General features: G+C 50.6%; 16 protein-coding genes and 2 tRNA genes. 13 read left to right on the top strand and 5 right to left on the bottom strand.

The features are described from left to right. Positions 1–32 precede the first annotated feature (32 nt). On the bottom strand, positions 33–1,379 hold the full coding sequence (locus LKE88_RS05435) for an ISL3 family transposase (RefSeq protein WP_146109059.1): 1,347 nt from the start codon (positions 1,377–1,379) through the stop codon (positions 33–35). A gap of 625 nt (positions 1,380–2,004) precedes the next feature. Between LKE88_RS05435 and LKE88_RS05430 the strand changes: the two genes are divergently transcribed. The 6 genes from LKE88_RS05430 (at position 2,005) to LKE88_RS05405 (ending at position 9,245) form a co-directional block, all read left to right on the top strand. Further along, positions 2,005–3,186 (top strand): acetyl-CoA C-acetyltransferase, encoded by a 1,182-nt coding sequence (locus LKE88_RS05430; RefSeq protein ID WP_105327120.1) that lies wholly within the window; start codon positions 2,005–2,007, stop codon positions 3,184–3,186. Between the two features lie 54 nt (positions 3,187–3,240). Next, entirely contained in the window at positions 3,241–4,395 is a 1,155-nt protein-coding gene (locus tag LKE88_RS05425; protein WP_105327121.1) for an acyl-CoA dehydrogenase, read from the top strand. Positions 4,396–4,521: 126 nt separating this feature from the next. After that, on the top strand, positions 4,522–5,382 hold the full coding sequence (locus tag LKE88_RS05420; RefSeq protein ID WP_276802985.1) for a 3-hydroxybutyryl-CoA dehydrogenase: 861 nt from the start codon (positions 4,522–4,524) through the stop codon (positions 5,380–5,382). 27 nt (positions 5,383–5,409) lie between these two features. Beyond that, the gene (locus LKE88_RS05415) at positions 5,410–6,198 is read left to right on the top strand and encodes an enoyl-CoA hydratase-related protein (RefSeq protein WP_105327123.1); all 789 of its coding nucleotides are present in this window, start codon (positions 5,410–5,412) and stop codon (positions 6,196–6,198) included. A 151-nt stretch (positions 6,199–6,349) separates the two neighbouring features. Next, on the top strand, positions 6,350–7,723 hold the full coding sequence (locus tag LKE88_RS05410) for an aminopeptidase (RefSeq protein ID WP_118287290.1): 1,374 nt from the start codon (positions 6,350–6,352) through the stop codon (positions 7,721–7,723). Positions 7,724–7,898: 175 nt separating this feature from the next. Beyond that, positions 7,899–9,245 carry an ISL3 family transposase gene (locus LKE88_RS05405; protein ID WP_146109060.1) on the top strand — a complete coding sequence of 449 codons (1,347 nt, stop codon included), beginning with the start codon at positions 7,899–7,901 and terminating at the stop codon, positions 9,243–9,245. Positions 9,246–9,339: 94 nt separating this feature from the next. Here LKE88_RS05405 and ilvD read toward each other — a convergent pair whose 3' ends face one another. After that, entirely contained in the window at positions 9,340–11,007 is a 1,668-nt protein-coding gene (ilvD, locus tag LKE88_RS05400; RefSeq protein ID WP_105327126.1) for a dihydroxy-acid dehydratase, read from the bottom strand. 70 nt (positions 11,008–11,077) lie between these two features. Continuing rightward, a complete protein-coding gene (locus tag LKE88_RS05395) occupies positions 11,078–12,808 on the bottom strand; it encodes an Rqc2 family fibronectin-binding protein (protein ID WP_105327127.1) in 1,731 nt (576 codons plus the stop codon). Between the two features lie 191 nt (positions 12,809–12,999). On the opposite strand from LKE88_RS05395, the gene LKE88_RS05390 reads away from it, so the two are divergent. The 6 genes from LKE88_RS05390 to coaBC are packed head-to-tail and all read left to right on the top strand — an operon-like array spanning position 13,000 to position 16,948. Then, complete coding sequence (locus LKE88_RS05390) at positions 13,000–13,623, top strand: hypothetical protein (protein ID WP_105327128.1); 624 nt, start codon at positions 13,000–13,002, stop codon at positions 13,621–13,623. A gap of 12 nt (positions 13,624–13,635) precedes the next feature. Further along, positions 13,636–14,547 (top strand): YicC/YloC family endoribonuclease, encoded by a 912-nt coding sequence (locus tag LKE88_RS05385; RefSeq protein ID WP_231085917.1) that lies wholly within the window; start codon positions 13,636–13,638, stop codon positions 14,545–14,547. A gap of 15 nt (positions 14,548–14,562) precedes the next feature. Continuing rightward, on the top strand, positions 14,563–14,853 hold the full coding sequence (remA, locus tag LKE88_RS05380; RefSeq protein ID WP_105327130.1) for an extracellular matrix/biofilm regulator RemA: 291 nt from the start codon (positions 14,563–14,565) through the stop codon (positions 14,851–14,853). Continuing rightward, entirely contained in the window at positions 14,846–15,481 is a 636-nt protein-coding gene (gmk, locus tag LKE88_RS05375; RefSeq protein ID WP_105327131.1) for a guanylate kinase, read from the top strand. The genes remA and gmk overlap by 8 nt, the downstream gene beginning before the upstream one ends. A 26-nt stretch (positions 15,482–15,507) precedes the next feature. Beyond that, entirely contained in the window at positions 15,508–15,717 is a 210-nt protein-coding gene (gene rpoZ, locus LKE88_RS05370; protein ID WP_199614569.1) for a DNA-directed RNA polymerase subunit omega, read from the top strand. Positions 15,718–15,730: 13 nt separating this feature from the next. After that, entirely contained in the window at positions 15,731–16,948 is a 1,218-nt protein-coding gene (coaBC, locus tag LKE88_RS05365; RefSeq protein WP_105327133.1) for a bifunctional phosphopantothenoylcysteine decarboxylase/phosphopantothenate--cysteine ligase CoaBC, read from the top strand. A 59-nt stretch (positions 16,949–17,007) separates the two neighbouring features. On the opposite strand, the gene hydE is transcribed toward coaBC, so the two are convergent. After that, positions 17,008–18,012: a [FeFe] hydrogenase H-cluster radical SAM maturase HydE gene (hydE, locus tag LKE88_RS05360; protein ID WP_105327134.1), complete on the bottom strand. Its 1,005-nt coding sequence runs from the start codon at positions 18,010–18,012 to the stop codon at positions 17,008–17,010. Positions 18,013–18,298: 286 nt separating this feature from the next. Next, positions 18,299–18,387: transfer RNA gene (locus LKE88_RS05355), tRNA-Ser, on the bottom strand. A 271-nt stretch (positions 18,388–18,658) separates the two neighbouring features. Here LKE88_RS05355 and LKE88_RS05350 point away from each other — a divergent pair. After that, positions 18,659–18,749, top strand: a tRNA-Ser gene (locus LKE88_RS05350). Positions 18,750–18,801: the final 52 nt, after the last annotated feature.

Raw genomic sequence — 18,801 nt, 5'->3', positions numbered from 1 at the left:
TTATGTCTAGCAACATCCCACTGTCGCAATCTCTAGACAGTGCCGTTTCGTATAGATGGTAATGCTGAATATCGAATCAGAGTGAAAAAATATTCATCATTTTTGTATCCATACCCTATTCGTTTTGCAACCTTAATCTTGTTATTGAAGCCTTCAAGCTTTCCTGTGGTAATCGGATGGGCTGAGTGAGCAATCAAACCCTCTTTGCGTTTTCGCTTTAAGCGGGCAAACTTTTGCAGCTGCGGTATGTTGCTCTCCTCGGCTCCTTTAAACCATTTTTCCCATTCTACGGCAGCTAAATCGGGGTTTCTAAGCTCGAATAGATCACTTAGTTCCTCTTTCATTGTATGGCAAACTGTCAAATTTTCATGTTTTTTAAGGATTTCCTTGAGATTTTCTGCCTTTTTATCGCTTAGTGTTTCTTCCTTGCAAAGCAGCGTCCAGCGAGCTTGTTTTACTTCCTTGTAAAGCCGATTCTCCTCTTTAATTGAATCCTCTGCTTTTGTTGCCTGCTCTTCAGCAATATTCTCTGTAATCCCAAGCTTTAGGTTATCGGCTTTCTCTTTGTGCTGTCTTGCTTCCTCCAGCCTTACGGCTCCCAGCACATCTCGTCCATACTGGGCTTGCATATGGTAGCGGTCGTATACTATTGCCGCATGAGGCAGATACTTTTCTACCAGGGTGTTGAACGATGCGTTCATGTCCATTGCGACAGCTTCTACTTCAGACAAATACTCCAGGTCTGTCTCTTCAAAAAACTTTGTAAAGGCAGCTATAGAGCGTCCCGCACCAACCCAGAGGATGTCTCCCATATCAAGGTCCATAACACAGGTTGCGTAAGTATGGCCTTTGTGCATTGCAAACTCATCAACGGCAAGATGCTTAGGACGGTAGCCACTTTTGCGAAGTTCCTCGCTTCGCGTTTTGAGAGCCTCGTCCATAATTTCCTTATGGATTTTAGAAACTGTTCCCCAATGGATACCGGTCAAATCGCTGACTGCTTTAATCGTCATTTGATGCATAAGCAAAATCTTGATCCATAAAGCGGCACGAGAAGTGACTCTGGTTCCAGGATACTTAAAGGTTATGTTTTCATTGAAGGTATGCCCGCATTTTTGGCACCGGTAGCGGTGGAATCTCACACGAAGAATCCGTGGCTTTCCGGGTATCCAGGGCATGTCTTTAAGTGTAGTTACAGGGTTGTCATGGACATGGACCTTACCGCCGCAGCAAGGGCATACAACGTCGGCTGTAGGCCGGGTACTATTTACATCTATGATCTCTTCAAAAAGAGAAGCAATACTCGTAGGAATATTAAAATTTTCCTGTATGTTTTTGCATAAATTTGCTATACTTGAGGTTGAGAGCACGTGGATCATTCCTTTCGTAGTTTTGTCGCTATTACTTAGAATGGAGCATCCCGTGCTCTTTTTCAATACCTTTTTTCAGTTTTTAAATTCTGTCTTAGATTTCGTATCCCCCAATTTTCCGTGATGAGCCTCTTTTTTTGTGGGGAAAACTGCAAATTATTGGGCAGGGCACGGCAAAATATTTTTTTGCACAATTGTGCACTGGACAAGCGGCGCAGAATGGGCTAAAGTATAAAGTAGCAGTGTCTTTGCAGGGCCTGGCAGTGCAAAAATGGGGGTATTTCCCTTTGTTTTTTGCGTCAGGGACCGTGTGCAATTTCAGCAAGTTTCTCGCCTTATCCATAAATTTATTTATGAGAGTACGAGAAACGGAAGATAAAATACAGGCATAGGGCTGTTGTTGGTTAAATAAAATAACAAGTCCACAAATTTTAATTATGGAAAACTTCATAATTGGCGTCTTCCTTTTGGTTCATAATTAGTGTATAATTAAATCCATAAGTAAAACCTGATTTTTATTTTCGGTTTCTACTGACAAATCAGCAAAAAGAATAGAGCGAATTTTTTGTGATGGTCTGTTCCTTTTCTGGTGAGCAAACTTTTCTCTAGTTAAACTTAGAAGGGATGGTAAGTTATGCGTGAAGTTGTAATCGTAAGTGCTGTAAGAACTGCTATTGGTAAGTTTGGCGGCAGCCTGACCCCCATGAGCGCAGTACAATTGGGTGCTGTAGTTATCAAGGAAGCTCTGGAAAGAGCCAAGGTTGATCCGGCAAAGGTTGACGAAGTTATTTTCGGCAACGTGCTGCAAGCTGGCCTGGGCCAAAACCCGGCTAGACAAGCTGCTATCTATGGCGGCGTTCCCCAAGAAGTTCCGGCTTTCACCGTCAACAAAGTTTGCGGTTCCGGTCTGAAATGCGTTGAATTGGCTGCCCAATCCATTCTGGCTGGCGACAACGATATCGTTGTAGCAGGCGGTATGGAAAGCATGTCCAATGCTCCTTTCGTAACCAGCGGCAAAGCTAGATGGGGCCTGCGTATGGGTGACAGCAAGCTGACCGACGTAATGATCAAAGACGGCCTGTGGGATGCCTTCAACAACTACCACATGGGCATCACCTCCGAAAACGTAGCTGAAAAATTTGGCGTAACCCGTCAGGACCAGGATGAAGTATCCGTACGGTCCCAGGAAAGAGCCATTGCTGCCATTAAGAGTGGTGCTTTCAAAGAAGAAATCGTTCCTGTTACCATTAAAACCAAAAAAGGCGAAGTAGTATTCGATACCGATGAGTTCCCCAGAGAAGGAACCACCATGGAAGTTCTGGCCAAACTGCGCCCGGCTTTCAAGAAAGATGGTACCGTTACTGCCGGCAACGCTTCCGGCTTGAACGACGGCGCTGCTGCCCTGGTTATTATGTCTGCTGACAAAGCCAAAGAACTGGGCCTGAAACCTATGGCTAAGATTCTGTCTTACGCTTCTGCCGGTGTAGATCCTGCCATCATGGGCATTGGACCTATCCCTGCCAGCCGCAAAGCCTTGGCTAAAGCTGGTAAAGAAGTCAGCGATATGGACCTGATTGAAGCCAACGAAGCTTTCGCTGCCCAATTCGTAGAAGTTGGCAGAGAACTGAAATTCGATATGGATAAAGTAAACGTTAACGGCGGCGCCGTAGCTCTGGGCCATCCCATTGGTGCCAGCGGTGCCCGTATCCTGGTTACCCTGTTGTATGCCCTGAAACATAGAGACAAGAAATTGGGTCTGGCCACGCTGTGCATCGGCGGCGGCATGGGTACTGCAACCGTGGTGGAAATGCTCTAATTAGGTGTAATACACCTTTAGATATTAAAAAACAGAGGAAAGAGGTTATTTACCATGGATTTCAATCTGACTGAAGACCAAGCTATGATTAAGGATATGGCTAAGGAGTTCTCCGAAAAGTTTCTGGCTCCTACCATTGAAGAAAGAGATGCGAACCATATTTGGGACCGCAAATTGATCGATCAAATGATGGAAGCCGGTTTTGCCGGCGTTTGCTTCCCCGAAGAATACGGCGGCATGGGCCTGGACGTTCTGAGCTATATCCTGGCTGTAGAAGAAATGTCCAAAGTCGATGACGGCACTGGTATCACTCTGTCTGCCTGCGTTTCCCTGTGCGCAACCCCGATTTACATGTACGGTACTGAAGAACAAAAACAAAAATACCTGAGACCTATCTGCGAAGGCCAGCACGTTGGTGCTTTTGGTCTGACCGAACCGTCTGCAGGTACCGATGCTTCTGCTCAACAGACCACTGCTGTTCTGAAGGGTGACAAATACATCCTGAACGGCTCCAAGATCTTTATCACCAATGGTAAAGAAGCTGACACCTATGTTGTATTTGCCATGACCGACAAGAGCAAAGGCAACCATGGTATTACCGCTTTCATTCTGGAAAAAGGCATGCCCGGCTTCAAATTCGGCAAGATCGAAAACAAAATGGGCGGCCACACTTCCATCACTGCTGAATTGGTATTCGAAGACCTGGAAGTTCCTGTGGAAAACAGACTGGGCGAAGAAGGCGAAGGCTTCAAGATTGCTATGTCCACCCTGGACGGCGGCCGTATCGGCGTAGCTGCCCAAGCTCTGGGTATTGCTGAAGGCGCTCTGGATGCTGCTGTGAAGTACTCCAAAGAACGTGAACAATTTGGTCGTCCTATCTCCAAGTTCCAAGCTATCAGCTTCAAACTGGCTGACATGGCCATGAAGATTGATGCTGCCCGGTATCTGGTTTACCATGCAGCTTTCCTGAAACAAGCTGGCGAACCGTACTCTGAAGCTGCTGCTGAAGCAAAATGCTTTGCTTCTGACGTAGCTATGGAAGTTACCACCGATGCTGTACAAGTATTCGGCGGCTACGGCTACACTGTAGATTACCCTGTTGAACGCTACATGAGAAATGCCAAGATTACCCAAATCTACGAAGGCACCAACGAAGTGCAACGCATGGTAATTTCCCGTGCTCTGCTGGCTGACAAGAAAAAGAAATAAGTTGTAACCAGTGATTGACCAAGTGCGCCTTAGGGCGCATTTGGTTATTCATTGAAATTTTTAGAGAATTTAAATATTTAAGGATTCAATATTTGGGTTGAAATGAAGTGCAAAGGAGATTTTACTATGGAATTAAAAAAAGTTATGGTTATCGGCGCAGGCCAAATGGGCAGCGGTATTGCCCAGGTTATGGCCAGCCACGGCGTTGAAGTTGTGCTGCGCGATATCAAACAAGAATTTGTTGACCGGGGGATCAGCAATATCGAAAAGAATCTGGCTCACTCTGTAGCCAAAGGCCGTATCACTGAAGATGATAAGAAAGCCACTTTGGCTAAAATTCATGGTGTGGTAGAAATGACCCAGGAAACCTGCAATGTGCACCTGGCCATTGAAGCTGCTACCGAAAACCTGAAAATCAAACAAGACATTTTCAAGACCCTGGATGAACTGTGCCCGGCTGACACTATCATTGCCAGCAACACTTCTTCCGTGTCCATCACCCTGCTGGGTGCCGGCACCAAGAGACCGGACAAATTCATCGGCATGCATTTCTTTAACCCGGCTCCTGTAATGAAGCTGGTGGAAGTAACCAGAGGCCTGGCTACTTCTGACGATACCTTTGCCAAAGTAAAACAATTTGCTCTGGATCTGGAAAAATCTCCTGTGGAAGTTCATGATGCCCCGGGCTTTGTAGGCAACCGGATCATGATCCCCATGATTAACGAAGCAATCTTCACCTTGAGCGAAGGCGTAGCTAACGCTGAGGATATCGATACCGTAGCCAAACTGGGCTTTAACCATCCCATGGGCCCTCTGGCTCTGTCCGACCTGATCGGCAACGACACCGTTCTGGCTATTATGGAAGTTCTGTACAAGGGCTTTGGCGATCCTAAATATCGTCCGGCTCCGCTGCTGCGTAAAATGGTAGAAGCTGGTTACCTGGGCCGCAAGACCGGTAAGGGCTTTTACGATTACAGTAAGAAATAATATTCCTAGGGGATAGTGGTGAGTTCCATGTATCAATATGAAAATTTACTGGTATCAACCTCGGAAGACGGGATTACTACCGTTACCATCAACCGTCCTAAATTCCTGAATGCACTGGACATCCAGACCTTGCAGGAAATGGAAGACGCTTTTGAAAAACTGGCAACGGATCCCAATACCCGTTCCATGATCATCCGCGGCGGCGGTGAAAAGGCCTTTGTGGCCGGCGCTGACCTGAAAGCCATGAGCACCATGACGGCCGTGGAAGGACGGAATTTCTCCATCCTGGGTCATGAGGTGTTTGATGCCATTGAAAAACTTCCGTATGTGGTAATTGCTGCAGTAAACGGGTATGCCCTGGGCGGCGGCTGTGAATTGGCCCTGGCCTGCGACTTCCGTTTCGGCTCCACCACGGCCAAATTTGGCCAGCCGGAAGTAAATTACGGCATTATTCCTGGTTTTGGCGGTTCCCAAAGACTGGCCCGGCTGATTGGCAAGGGCTATGCCAAGGAAATGATCTATACCGGGGACATGATCAATGCGGAAGAAGCCTATCGTTTGGGCCTGATCAATCGGATTCTTCCTCCGGAAGAATTGATTCCTGCCTGCGAAGAAGTCTGCCGCAAAATCATGAAAAAAGGTCCTCTGGCCATTGCCAGCGCCAAAGACGCCATTGACCGCGGTTTGAAAATGGATCTGGACTCCGGGCTGTCCTATGAAGCCCAGGTATTTGGCAACTGCTTTGCCACCTTGGACCAAAAAGAAGGCATGAAGGCATTCCTGGAAAAACGGAAACCCGTATTTATGAACAAATAAGGTTCCTTTTAGGGAATGGAAAGACCCCCATTTGTCAGAAGTATTCTGGCAGCTGGGGGCCTTTTTGCGTCTGGTGGGGGGCATCTCTGTACAAAAGTGCCTTGAAAAGTTATACTACTATATGTAGGACCAAAGAATGGAGGTTAGTAAAATGAAAGTTACCTATAGCAGAACAGAGTCCGCCTGGCAGCGTATGGATGCCCAGGAACGGGAAGCTGTCATGAATTATGGTGAAGGGTATAAGGCATTTTTGGATACTGCCCGGAGTGAGCGGCTGGCTGTAAAGGAAATTTTGGAACGGGCTGAAAAGGCCGGTTTCAAACCTTTGTACGACTGCAAGGAAGTAAAGGCTGGGGACAAGGTATATTGGAACCAGAAAGGCAAATCCTGTATTTTGGCTGTGGTAGGGGAAGAACCCGTCCACGCTGGGTTAAAAATTGTAGGCTCCCATATTGATGCCCCCCGGCTGGACCTGAAGGGCAATCCTGTCCATGAACAGGATGGGTTGGTTTACTTCCGTACCCATTACTACGGCGGCATCAAGAAGTATCAATGGCCCTGCATTCCCCTGGCCCTGGTGGGCGTAATTTTCACCAAGGACGGCAAGAAGGTGGAAGTGAACATTGGTATGGACGAAAAGGATCCCGTCTTCTACATTACGGACCTGCTGATCCATATGGCCCAGGACCAGATGAAAAAGACCCTGGCAGAAGGGGTTACCGGCGAGCAGCTCCAGGCTGTCATCGGCTCCAATTCTGACCACGACCAAAAGGTGAAGGATGCGGTAATGAAGCTGCTGAAGGACACCTATGGGGTGGAAGAAGAAGACTTTGCAGCTGCTGAGCTGGAACTGGTACCGGCGCTCAAGAGCCGCGATGTGGGCTTTGACCGGTCCATGATTGCTGCCTATGGCCAGGATGACCGGGTATGCTCCTACGCCAACCTGGAAGCTATTTTGAACGCCAAACCGGGGACCAAAACCCAGGCTGCCCTGTTTACCGATAAGGAAGAAATCGGTTCCTATGGCAACACCGGTATGCAGTCTTCCTATTTTGTGAAGTTTGTCATGAAGCTGCTGGCCCTGCAGAACGCAGGCAGCCTGCTGGACTTCTACGAAACTATGGAAAACAGCGAAATGCTGTCCGGTGACGTAAACAGCTGCCTGGATCCCATGTTCCCGGAAGTTACGGAAAAGGACAATTCCTCCCTGCTGGGTTACGGCATTGCCCTGACCAAGTTTACCGGCGCCCGGGGCAAGGCGGGCAGCAACGATGCCAACAGTGAATTCATGCAAAAAGTCCGCACCATTTTCAATGACGCCGGGGTGGCCTGGCAGATTGGCGAACTGGGCAAGGTGGACCAGGGCGGCGGCGGCACCATTGCCTTTATGCTGGCCGACTGGGGCTGCGAGGTGGTGGACTGCGGCACGGCCATGCTGAGCATGCACGCTCCTTATGACCTGCTGAGTAAAACCGATGCCTACGAAACCTATCGGGCCTACAAAGCCTTCTTTGAAAGCAAATAAAATTTTTAACGCAAAAGAGCGATGTACCTTTGAGGCACATCGCTCTTGATTTTTGGCTCATCACGGAAAATTGGGGGATACGAAATCTAAGACAGAATTTAAAAACTGAAAAAAGGTATTGAAAAAGAGCACGGGATGCTCCATTCTAAGTAATAGCGACAAAACTACGAAAGGAATGATCCACGTGCTCTCAACCTCAAGTATAGCAAATTTATGCAAAAACATACAGGACAATTTTAATATTCCTACGAGTATTGCTTCTCTTTTTGAAGAGATCATAGATGTAAATAGTACCCGGCCTACAGCCGACGTTGTATGCCCTTGCTGCGGCGGTAAGGTCCATGTCCATGACAACCCTGTAACTACACTTAAAGACATGTCCTGGATACCCGGAAAGCCACGGATTCTTCGTGTGAGATTCCACCGCTACCGGTGCCAAAAATGCGGGCATACCTTCAATGAAAACATAACCTTTAAGTATCCTGGAACCAGAGTCACTTCTCGTGCCGCTTTATGGATCAAGATTTTGCTTATGCATCAAATGACGATTAAAGCAGTCAGCGATTTGACCGGTATCCATTGGGGAACAGTTTCTAAAATCCATAAGGAAATTATGGACGAGGCTCTCAAAACGCGAAGCGAGGAACTTCGCAAAAGTGGCTACCGTCCTAAGCATCTTGCCGTTGATGAGTTTGCAATGCACAAAGGCCATACTTACGCAACCTGTGTTATGGACCTTGATATGGGAGACATCCTCTGGGTTGGTGCGGGACGCTCTATAGCTGCCTTTACAAAGTTTTTTGAAGAGACAGACCTGGAGTATTTGTCTGAAGTAGAAGCTGTCGCAATGGACATGAACGCATCGTTCAACACCCTGGTAGAAAAGTATCTGCCTCATGCGGCAATAGTATACGACCGCTACCATATGCAAGCCCAGTATGGACGAGATGTGCTGGGAGCCGTAAGGCTGGAGGAAGCAAGACAGCACAAAGAGAAAGCCGATAACCTAAAGCTTGGGATTACAGAGAATATTGCTGAAGAGCAGGCAACAAAAGCAGAGGATTCAATTAAAGAGGAGAATCGGCTTTACAAGGAAGTAAAACAAGCTCGCTGGACGCTGCTTTGCAAGGAAGAAACACTAAGCGATAAAAAGGCAGAAAATCTCAAGGAAATCCTTAAAAAACATGAAAATTTGACAGTTTGCCATACAATGAAAGAGGAACTAAGTGATCTATTCGAGCTTAGAAACCCCGATTTAGCTGCCGTAGAATGGGAAAAATGGTTTAAAGGAGCCGAGGAGAGCAACATACCGCAGCTGCAAAAGTTTGCCCGCTTAAAGCGAAAACGCAAAGAGGGTTTGATTGCTCACTCAGCCCATCCGATTACCACAGGAAAGCTTGAAGGCTTCAATAACAAGATTAAGGTTGCAAAACGAATAGGGTATGGATACAAAAATGATGAATATTTTTTCACTCTGATTCGATATTCAGCATTACCATCTATACGAAACGGCACTGTCTAGAGATTGCGACAGTGGGATGTTGCTAGACATAAAAGAAGGATGGCAGAAATCTGCCATCCCACAATAAAACGTGAAGAGCCTGATTTTTTAGGGGTTAATTGAATTTCAGTACGGCGCCCTGGGCGGCAGAAGAAACCAGGGAAGCGTAGCGGGCCAGGTAGCCCCGCTGTACTTTGGGGGGCGGGCAAACCCAGTTTTTCCGGCGTTCTTCCAGTTCCTCGTCGGTAAGGCGGACATTGAGCTTCCGGTTGGGGATATCGATGTCGATGATGTCCCCGTCTTCAATCAGGGCAATGTTGCCGCCTTCCCGGGCTTCCGGAGAGATGTGGCCAATGCAGGCGCCCTGGGTGGCACCGGAGAAGCGGCCATCGGTGAGCAGGGCTACGGAGCTGCCCAGGCCCATGCCGGTAATGACGGCGGTGGGGTTAAGCATTTCCCGCATACCCGGACCGCCTTTGGGCCCTTCATAGCGGATAACCACCACGTCACCCGGTTTGATTTCCTTGCCTACGATGGCTACGATGGCTTCATCTTCTGAATTGAATACCCGGGCGGGACCTGTATGGGTCAGCATTTCCGGCACTACGGCGCTTTCCTTGACCACGGAGCAGTCCTTGGCCAGGTTGCCCTTCAAGATGGCAATGCCGCCGGTTTTCCGGACCGGGTCTTTGACGGTGTGAATGACTTCTGGACGGAGAATCTTGGCTCCCTTGATGTTTTCGCCTACGGTTTTGCCGGTAACGGTCAGGCAATCCTTTTCAATGAGTCCGGCCCGGGACAGCTCGTGCATTACGGCCCGGATGCCGCCGGCTTCCTCCACGTCCACCATGTGGAAGGTGCCGCTGGGGGAGAGTTTGGTCAGGTAAGGGGTCTTTTTGCTGATTTTATCAAATTCTTCCAGGGACAGGTCCACGCTAGCTTCATGGGCAATGGCCGGCAGATGGAGGCAGGTGTTGGTGGAGCCGCCCATGGCCATATCCACAGTAATGGCGTTTTTGAAGGCTTTGGCGGTCATAATGTCCTTGGGACAGATGTTGTGTTTTAACAGGTCCATGATCCGTTTCCCGGCTTCCTTGGCCAGGGCCACCCGGGCACCCTGATAGGCAGCAGGAATGGTGCCGTTGCCGGGCAGACCCATACCCAGTACTTCCGTCAGGGAGTTCATGGTGTTGGCCGTAAACAGGCCGGCACAGGAACCGCAGCCGGGGCAGGCACAGTGTTCGATTTCGGACAGCTTATGCTTGGAAATCTTGCCGGCTTCAAAGCGGCCGGCAGCTTCAAACACGGTGCTGACGCTGATATCCTTGCCTTCGTAGCGGCCGGGCAGCATGGGGCCGCCGCTGACTACAATGGCGGGGATGTTCAGCCGGGCTGCTGCCATGAGCATACCCGGAACAATCTTATCACAGTTGGGGATGAGCACCAGGGCGTCAAAGGCGTGGCCATTGGCTACGGCTTCAATACTGTCTGCCACCAGTTCCCGGCTGGCCAGGGGGTATTTCATCCCGTCGTGGCCCATGGCAATGCCGTCGCAGATGCCAATGGCAGGGAATTCAATGGGGGTGCCGCCGTTTTCCAGGACACCATATTTAACGGCCTTGGCAATGCGGTCCAAATCCATATGGCCGGGAATAATCTCGTTTTGGGCGTTGCAGATGCCAATCAGCGGTTTTTTCAATTCATCTTCGGTGTAACCCATGGCATAGAACAAAGAGCGATGGGCAGCGCGGGTGGAACCTTTTTTTACGGTGGTACTTCTCATAATGTCTCCCCTTCTTCTTTTCAAAAAATGTTAAATGTAAGCTCTAATTTACCACGTTTTGTAACGGCTGTCAACCTTTCAAGGAAGTTCGTGGATGAACATACAGGGTTTTCTGTCCGGTGTAGATGACAAAGCCGGGTTTGGCACCGCTGGGCTTTTTCACCAGGTGTTTCTCCGCGCAGTCTACGGCTACCCGATCAGAATTCTTGCCCTTGCTGTAACCGGCGGCCAGGGAAGCGGCCATAAGAATATCTTCTTCCCGGGGCTGAGGCAGGGTGGTTTTCAGGATTACGTGGGAACCGGGGATGTTCTTGGCGTGGAACCACAGGTCCTTGCCCCGGCCCAGCTTAAAGGTCACGTAATCATTTTGCTTATTGTTCTTCCCTATATATAAGGTAGTTTCCGGGGAAAGTACAATTTTCAGGGGTTCGGATTTGCTCTGGGTGGGTACCCGCTTTTTGGAGGAGGGGAGGAGTCCCAGCTGGATAATTTCCTGTTTGATTTCCCCAATCTCTCCCTTGGTGACGGCGGTGTCCAGGGAGGCGTCCAGGGACTGGAGGTAGGTGAGCAGGTCCTGGGCTTCCTGCTGTTGAAGCTTGATTTCTCCCACCGCCCGTTTGAATTTGTTGTACTTCTTGTAGTAGGCCTGGGCATTTTCCATGGGGTTTAGGGAGGGGGAGAGGGAAATTTTCATAGGTTTGCTGTCATAGATATTGGGCAGTTCACAGGAAGTCTGGCCTTTTTTCACCTGCCAGCCGTAGGCCATCAGGGTATCCGCCATGATTTTCTGCTCTTCGGCGTTTTCCGCCTTGGCCAGGTCCTGGGCCAGGAATTTCAGCTTCTTGGCCACTTTTGCTTCCTGGGTAACCACCAGTTTGGTCAAGAGGTCCTTGTCGGGAATCTGGACGGGAACCAGGGAGGCACTGTAGGCCTGGGCTTCCAGCAGGGAAGCAAAAGGCTTTTGGGTCCACTCCGGATGGGTTTGGGGCACATAGGGCACCAGATTTTTCATCCGGTTGTGGCTGTCAATCTGGGCAATTACGGTGGAATCGGTGCCGTCCAGGCGTTTGCCGATTTCTGCCTGGAGGCCGGCCAGGGCTTTTTCCAGCTGCTGGGCCTGGGTCAGCTCCAGCAGGTTGGCCGGGCCGGAAATCCCAGCCCGGAGCAGTACTTCCTGGGCGGTATAGCGGCCAATGCCCTGGGTGGCGGAAATCAGCGCCTGTTCCAGGGGCAGGTCCCCGCAGGCAGTTACCGCTTCCCTAAGGGCGTGGGGAGAGGTTTGGAGAAAGTCCAGCCCGTCCTGGGCTGGGGGATATGCGTAAGGCTGGTTGGGCAGGATTTGACGGACCCGGCTTTGGAATTTACCAATATGGCGCAGGGCATCCAGAATGATACCCTGTTCGTTTACGAAAATAATATTGCTGTTTTTCCCGGTCAGCTCCAGCACCAGGCGCTTGGTGATGATTTTCCGTTCCGCGCCAATGCTGTCCACGGACAGGGTAATAATCCGGTCCAGGCCCTGCTGGCTGATTTTGGTGATGCGGCCTTCTTCCAGGTGTTTGCGCAGCAGCATACAGAAGGAAGGGGGGAGATCCGGCCGTTCAGGCAGGGTTTGGGGCAGGGTGATCAGGGGCGTGTCACCGCCCATGTCCACCAGGAGATTTTCGGTATGGTTCTGGGTATTGATCTGCAGCAGCAGGGAACTTTTGCCGGGCATAAAAATCTTGAAAATTTTGCCGCCCAAAAGCCGGCGGCTCAGTTCCTGGGTCAGTACCTGTAGGGTGATGCCTTCTAAGTTCATGGTAGGTTCCTCTCTTTGTGCTTTCCGCCCGCGGTGAAAAGGGTGGGGCTTTCAGCGAAATCAACTCCCCGCGGGTTTGCACCCTTGCGTGGAATTCGTTATAATATTTAAGTTAGGATGCGTGTTAAGGCACGTCTCCTCCAGTATAATATGACTGAACAGTTCGGTCAAACCGCAAAGGAGAGGAATCAATGAAAAAAGTAGGATTTCTAGCAGCTGCGCTGCTTCTTGTTTCCCAGACCGCCTTCGCCATGCTTCCCCTTACGGATGGAGCCATCAGTCAGGCCCAGGTCTATGGCCTGGAGCGGAGAAATGCCCCATTAGGGGAACTGGTTGCCCCGTGGACCGTATACGACCGGAAGCAGACCAATAAGTATGGCCTGCGGGAACGGGTCATTGTGTATACGCCCTATCTGACGGCAGCCGTGGATGCCCAGCAGACGGGAAAAAACGGTCAAAAGCCCACCCCGGAACAGGGGTTGAAGGTAGCCAAGCAGTACGATGGGGTTCTGGCCTTGGGGTTAAATATTTCCACCAGTGTAAAACTGGAGCCCAAATCCCTCAAGGTGAAGATGTACCAGGGTACCAATGTGTTTGAGCCCTATTACGTGAACCTAAACAGTGCTTCCCAGCGGGATATGCAGGTGGTCAATGCCCAGACGGGAGCTTTGCAGAATGCCAATGTGTGGGATTTGCAGTATTATGTGTATTTTGATCTGTCAAAAATTGATGCCAACCGGGTGATGGTACTGTCCGTTCAGGATGAGTACGGCGGTACCCGGGAGTTTGTATTAAACCTGACAAAAATGAACTAACTCTAAGGGAGCGTGGAAAGCGTGGTACAAAGCATGACCGGTTACGGCCGGGGAGAAGTCCAAAAAGATGATTTTTCATTTACCATTGAAATCAAGACGGTCAATCACCGGTATGCAGAACTGGCCATGCGCCTGCCCCGCTTCCTGAATCCAGTGGAAAACCGTATCCGGAAGCAGATTTTGGATCAGCTGCTGCGGGGACGGATTGATGTTTTTATTACCGCCAGCTACACGGGAACAGAAGGACGCCGAGTAAAGATTGACAAAGGGCTGGTAAAGGCTTATTATGATAGTTTGAAAGATATGGCCCAAATGCTGTCGATTCCGGCGGAAAACCTGGGAAACCAGCAGGAAATTCTCTTCATTGCTGGCTGTGACCAGGTTATGGTCCCGGAAGACACCGAAGTTGACCTGGAAACCCTGTGGCCGCTGATGGAAAATGCAGTGCAGCAGGCAATTCAGCGGTGCCTTGCCATGCGGCAGCTGGAGGGAGACCATATTTCCCAGGATGTGGCAAACCGCATTGCCCTCATTGGACAGCAGCTGGCCCAGGTGGAAGCCCGGGCGCCGCAAACCGTTGCAGAGTACGAGCGCCGCCTCCGTGAGAAGATTCAGGCCCTGTTGGATGAGGCAGGCGCCGGGAAATTGGATCCGGCCGGTATCCTTCAAGAAACTGCTGTTTATGCGGATCGGGTCAACGTGACGGAAGAAATTGTCCGTTTGCACAGTCATCTGCAGCAATTTACCCAGATGCTTCACGAAGAAAAGCCGGTGGGACGGCGGATGGACTTTCTGGTACAGGAAATGAACCGGGAAGCCAATACCATTGCTTCCAAGGCCGGTGATGCCCAAATCATCCAAGTGATTGTGGATATGAAAGGCGAAATCGAGAAAGTCAGGGAACAAATCCAGAATATACAATAGAGTAGGAGAGAATTTATGGACATCAAATTGATCAACATCGGCTTTGGCAACATCGTTTCCGCACAGCGGGTGGTTACCATCATCGGACCTGAATCTGCCCCCATCAAGCGGATTATCCAAGACGGACGGGACAAGGGTGTGGTCATTGACGCCACCTACGGCCGCCGTACCAGAGCGGTCTTGATCATGGACAGCGGCCATGTGGTGCTGTCCGCCCTGCAGCCGGAAACCATCGCCAACCGGTTCAACACGGAAGATGCACCGGCTCCTCTGGCAGAGGATCTGAAGGAGGAAGAACATGAATAAACCCGAAGGTATTCTGCTGGTATTATCCGGCCCCAGTGGTGCTGGCAAAGGCACCATCTGCGCCCGCCTGCTGGAAAAACGGGAAGGCATGGCCTATTCCGTGTCCTGCACCACCCGGGAACCCCGGAAGGGGGAAGTGGATGGGAAAAACTATTTCTTTAAGAGCCGGGATGAGTTTGAAGATATGATCAAGAACAACGGCCTTTTGGAACACGCCTCCGTATATGGCAACTACTACGGGACGCCCCGCCAATACGTCATGGACAAACTGGCCGAAGGCCTGGATGTGGTCCTGGAAATCGATCCCCAGGGTGCCTTGCAGGTAAAAAAGAGCTTTCCGGACGGCGTTTTTGTATTCATTGTGCCTCCGTCCCTGGATGAACTGTCCAAGCGGATTTACAAACGGGGCACCGATGCTGTGGACGTGATCAAACGCCGGCTCAGTGCCGCTACCTCCGAACTGGCCTATGCTTCCAAGTACGACTATATTGTAGTCAACGACGAAGTGGAAAAGGCTACGGACAAGGTCAGCAAGATTATTGACGTGGAACACCTGCGGGTGGGCCGCACCTATTATATTGTGGATGAAATTTGCCAAATGAAAGATGGCGTCTGGGTCTGCGAGTAAGCAGAAAAGGAGAATACGTTATGTCTATGATTGATCCCTCTATCGATGATTTAGCAGAAAAAGTTGGCAGCAAATACGGCCTGGTTATTATGGCCGCCAAGCGTGCCCGCCAGCTGGTGGACCATGCGCCTGCCCTGGTAGAAAGCAAATCCAACAAACCTGTTTCCATTGCCATGGAAGAAATCGCCCAAGGCCTGGTAACCATTGCCGGGAAAGACGATTTGAAGAAGAAATAAAAGGAGCAGACCGGTGCTGGAAGGAAAAAAGATTCTTTTAGGCGTTACCGGCGGCATTGCTGCTTATAAGGCGGTTACCCTGACCAGCCGGCTGGTGCAGGCTGGGGCGCAGGTGCGGGTTATCATGACGGAAGCGGCCACCAAACTGGTGTCCCCGCTGCTGTTTAAGGAAATCAGTACCCACCAGGTAGCCGTGGGTATGTGGGGCGGCAACGATGAATTCAACGTGGAACACGTGGCTGTGGGCCGTTGGTGTGACCTGGTGGTGGTGGCTCCGGCTACCGCCAACATCATCAGCAAAATGGCTAACGGCCTGGCTGATGACCTGCTGTCTACTACGCTGCTGGCTTGTGACAAACCCAAAATCATTTGCCCGGCCATGAATACCAATATGCTGAACAATCCGGCCACGGCCCGGAACCTGGCCACCCTGCGGCAGGACGGCGTGGTGATTATGCCCAGTGCGGCTGGTCACCTGGCCTGCGGCATTAACGGGTCCGGCCGGCTGCCTGAGCCGGAAGATATTTTGGCTTTTATTGATGGGTATCTGGCTTCCCTCCACGGGGACCTGAAGGGTATGAAAATCCTGGTGACAGCCGGGGGAACCCGGGAAGCCATTGATCCGGTGCGGTTTATCGGCAACCGTTCCAGCGGCAAGATGGGCTATGCCATCGCCCGGGACGCGGCCCGGCGGGGCGCCCAGGTGATTCTGGTGTCCGGCCCTACGGCCCTTGAGCCGCCCCGGAATGTGGTGGTGCACCAGGTGGAAACCACCCAGGAAATGCTGGACGCGGTTTTGAGTGCCTACGACCAGGTAGATGCAGTGATCAAGGCAGCTGCTGTGGCTGACTACAAGCCCCATCACCAGGCAGAACAGAAAATCAAAAAGCAGGACGATAATCTGGTGCTGACCCTGGACAAAAACCCGGATATTTTGAAACTGCTGGGACAGCGGAAAAAACACCAGATTCTGGTGGGCTTTGCTGCCGAAACCCAAAACCTTTTGGAAAACGCTGCGGCCAAGGTGAAGAAAAAGAACCTGGATATGATTGTGGCCAACGATGTGACCATGCAGGGAGCGGGTTTCAGCACTGACACCAATGTGGTGAAGCTGCTGTATCCCGATGGAAAAATTGAAAGCCTGGGTCTTATGACCAAGGAAGAAGTGGGTAACCACATCTTGGATATTGTCCGGGAAAAGGTCGCCGCCAAACGCCAGGAAAAAGCCTGAAACAACGAAAAAGAACCCCAAGTACGCTGAGCACTTGGGGTTCTTCTGTGTCTATAAAGTTAATCCACCACCATGGTGTACTCCCGGGTATCCAGGTAGGTGTAGAGCATTTCCAGGGTATGGAACAATTTTTGCCGGGAATCATTTTTCAGGGCGCCGGGTTCTTCCGGGGGTTCCAAGGGAACCCGCACCACATTGGCACCGCTGAGTACGGACAACAGCTGGCCCTGGGCGTTGATCTTGTTCACTTCCGGGGGAGCGGTAATATCTGCCCGGGGGAACATAATTCGCACAATGGCTATCAGCCGCAGAAATTCTTCCAGGCTGGCCCGCTTTTCCTGTCGGAATGGGGTGTTGTCTCGGGGGATAAAGGGCACCAGGGAAATGGCCTTGGGGCTCAGTTCCTGGAGCAGGGTCAGGGAACGGGCCAGATATTCCGGCGTCTCAAAGGGCGCCCCTACTAGGAAGCCCGTATCCATGGTATAGCCAATCGCCTTGGCATCGTTGTAGCAGTCAATTTTGGTGGAAAGGGCCTGGGCAGGGGGATGGAGCTTGGAAAAATGCAGGGGGTCCGCTGTTTCGTAGCGAAGCAGGTAACCCTGGGCTCCGGCCTTGAACATCCGCTGGTAGGAGGCCTTGCTGCGCTCTTCCAGAGCCAGGCCAAGCTTTACCTCGGGAAACTGCTTTTTCAGGTTGGTCAAGAGATTGCACATGATCATGTCCGTGTAGTACTGGTCTTCCCCGGACTCCAAAATCAGGTACCGCATGCCCAGGTCGTATCCTTCCTGACAGGCACCCTTGATTTGCTCCCAGTTCAGCCGGAACCGGGGCAGCACAGTGTTTTCCGAACGCAGCTGGCAGTACAGGCAGTTTTTGGGACAGTGGTTGGTGAATTCCAAAACCCCTTGGACCTGGATAACCCGCTTGAACAGAACGGTTACGGCCTCTTGGGCAGCCCCAAACAGCTTGGCCCGGGTAACGGAATCCTCGGTTTGGAGCAGCGCAATAAATTCCTCGTCAGTGAGGATGGACTCCATTTTCAGTTTTTCTACCAGATCCTCCATGGCTGTTCCCCGCTTTCCCCTTAGAATAGTTTTATTATACTATATTTGCCCAGGGACGCCAAAGAAAAATTACAGCTGCAAGCATTTGGCCCTTGGGTGCGTCCTGGCAAAGCGAAAACTTGAAAGGCAGGGGGCGGAGGAGGTTGGGGCGCTGTCCTGCCTGCACGGCTAAAAATTTCCCTGCAAATAGAAAAAGCCAGGAACCCCTGACCGCTGCCCTTTTCTGAATTCCGGTGGGGGAATCAACTGCAGCCAGCGAAAGAGTTTCTGACCTAAAAAACAAAATTGGCGGAGAGGGTGGGATTCGAACCCACGGTCCCTTGCAGGATCGCCAGTTTTCAAGACTGGTGCCTTAAACCGCTCGGCCACCTCTCCGCATAACAAATCAAGTATAAACTAGGCCATTTCCCTTGTCAAGGAGAAACGAAGGCGAGCAAGGGGCGGAACACGTCTGACCTGGGAGAAAAAGGGAGAAAGGCTGCGAAGGAGGGGAGCTGGCTTAGAACACAGAATTGGAAATAGTCTGGGTGGAAGGGGAAAAGGGGAAGTAAAAACAGCTTTTAGAGCTGGAAGTATAGAAAATCGCAAAAAAGTATTGACAGCTTTGGCAATATCGTGTATAGTAACAGAGTCAGATAGTTCCAACGGAGTGGTACTCAAGTGGCTGAAGAGGACGGTTTGCTAAATCGTTAGGGGGGTTAAACCCCGCGTGGGTTCAAATCCCACCCACTCCGCCATTATTTTTATTATGACCGCATGCTTTTGGTAAGCAGGGCGGTTTTTTATTGC

This window comes from Acidaminococcus hominis (assembly GCF_022484025.1).
GTDB lineage: Bacteria > Bacillota > Negativicutes > Acidaminococcales > Acidaminococcaceae > Acidaminococcus > Acidaminococcus hominis.
Note: the sequence above shows the minus strand (reverse complement) of the source record. Positions and strands in the feature narration are given on the sequence as shown.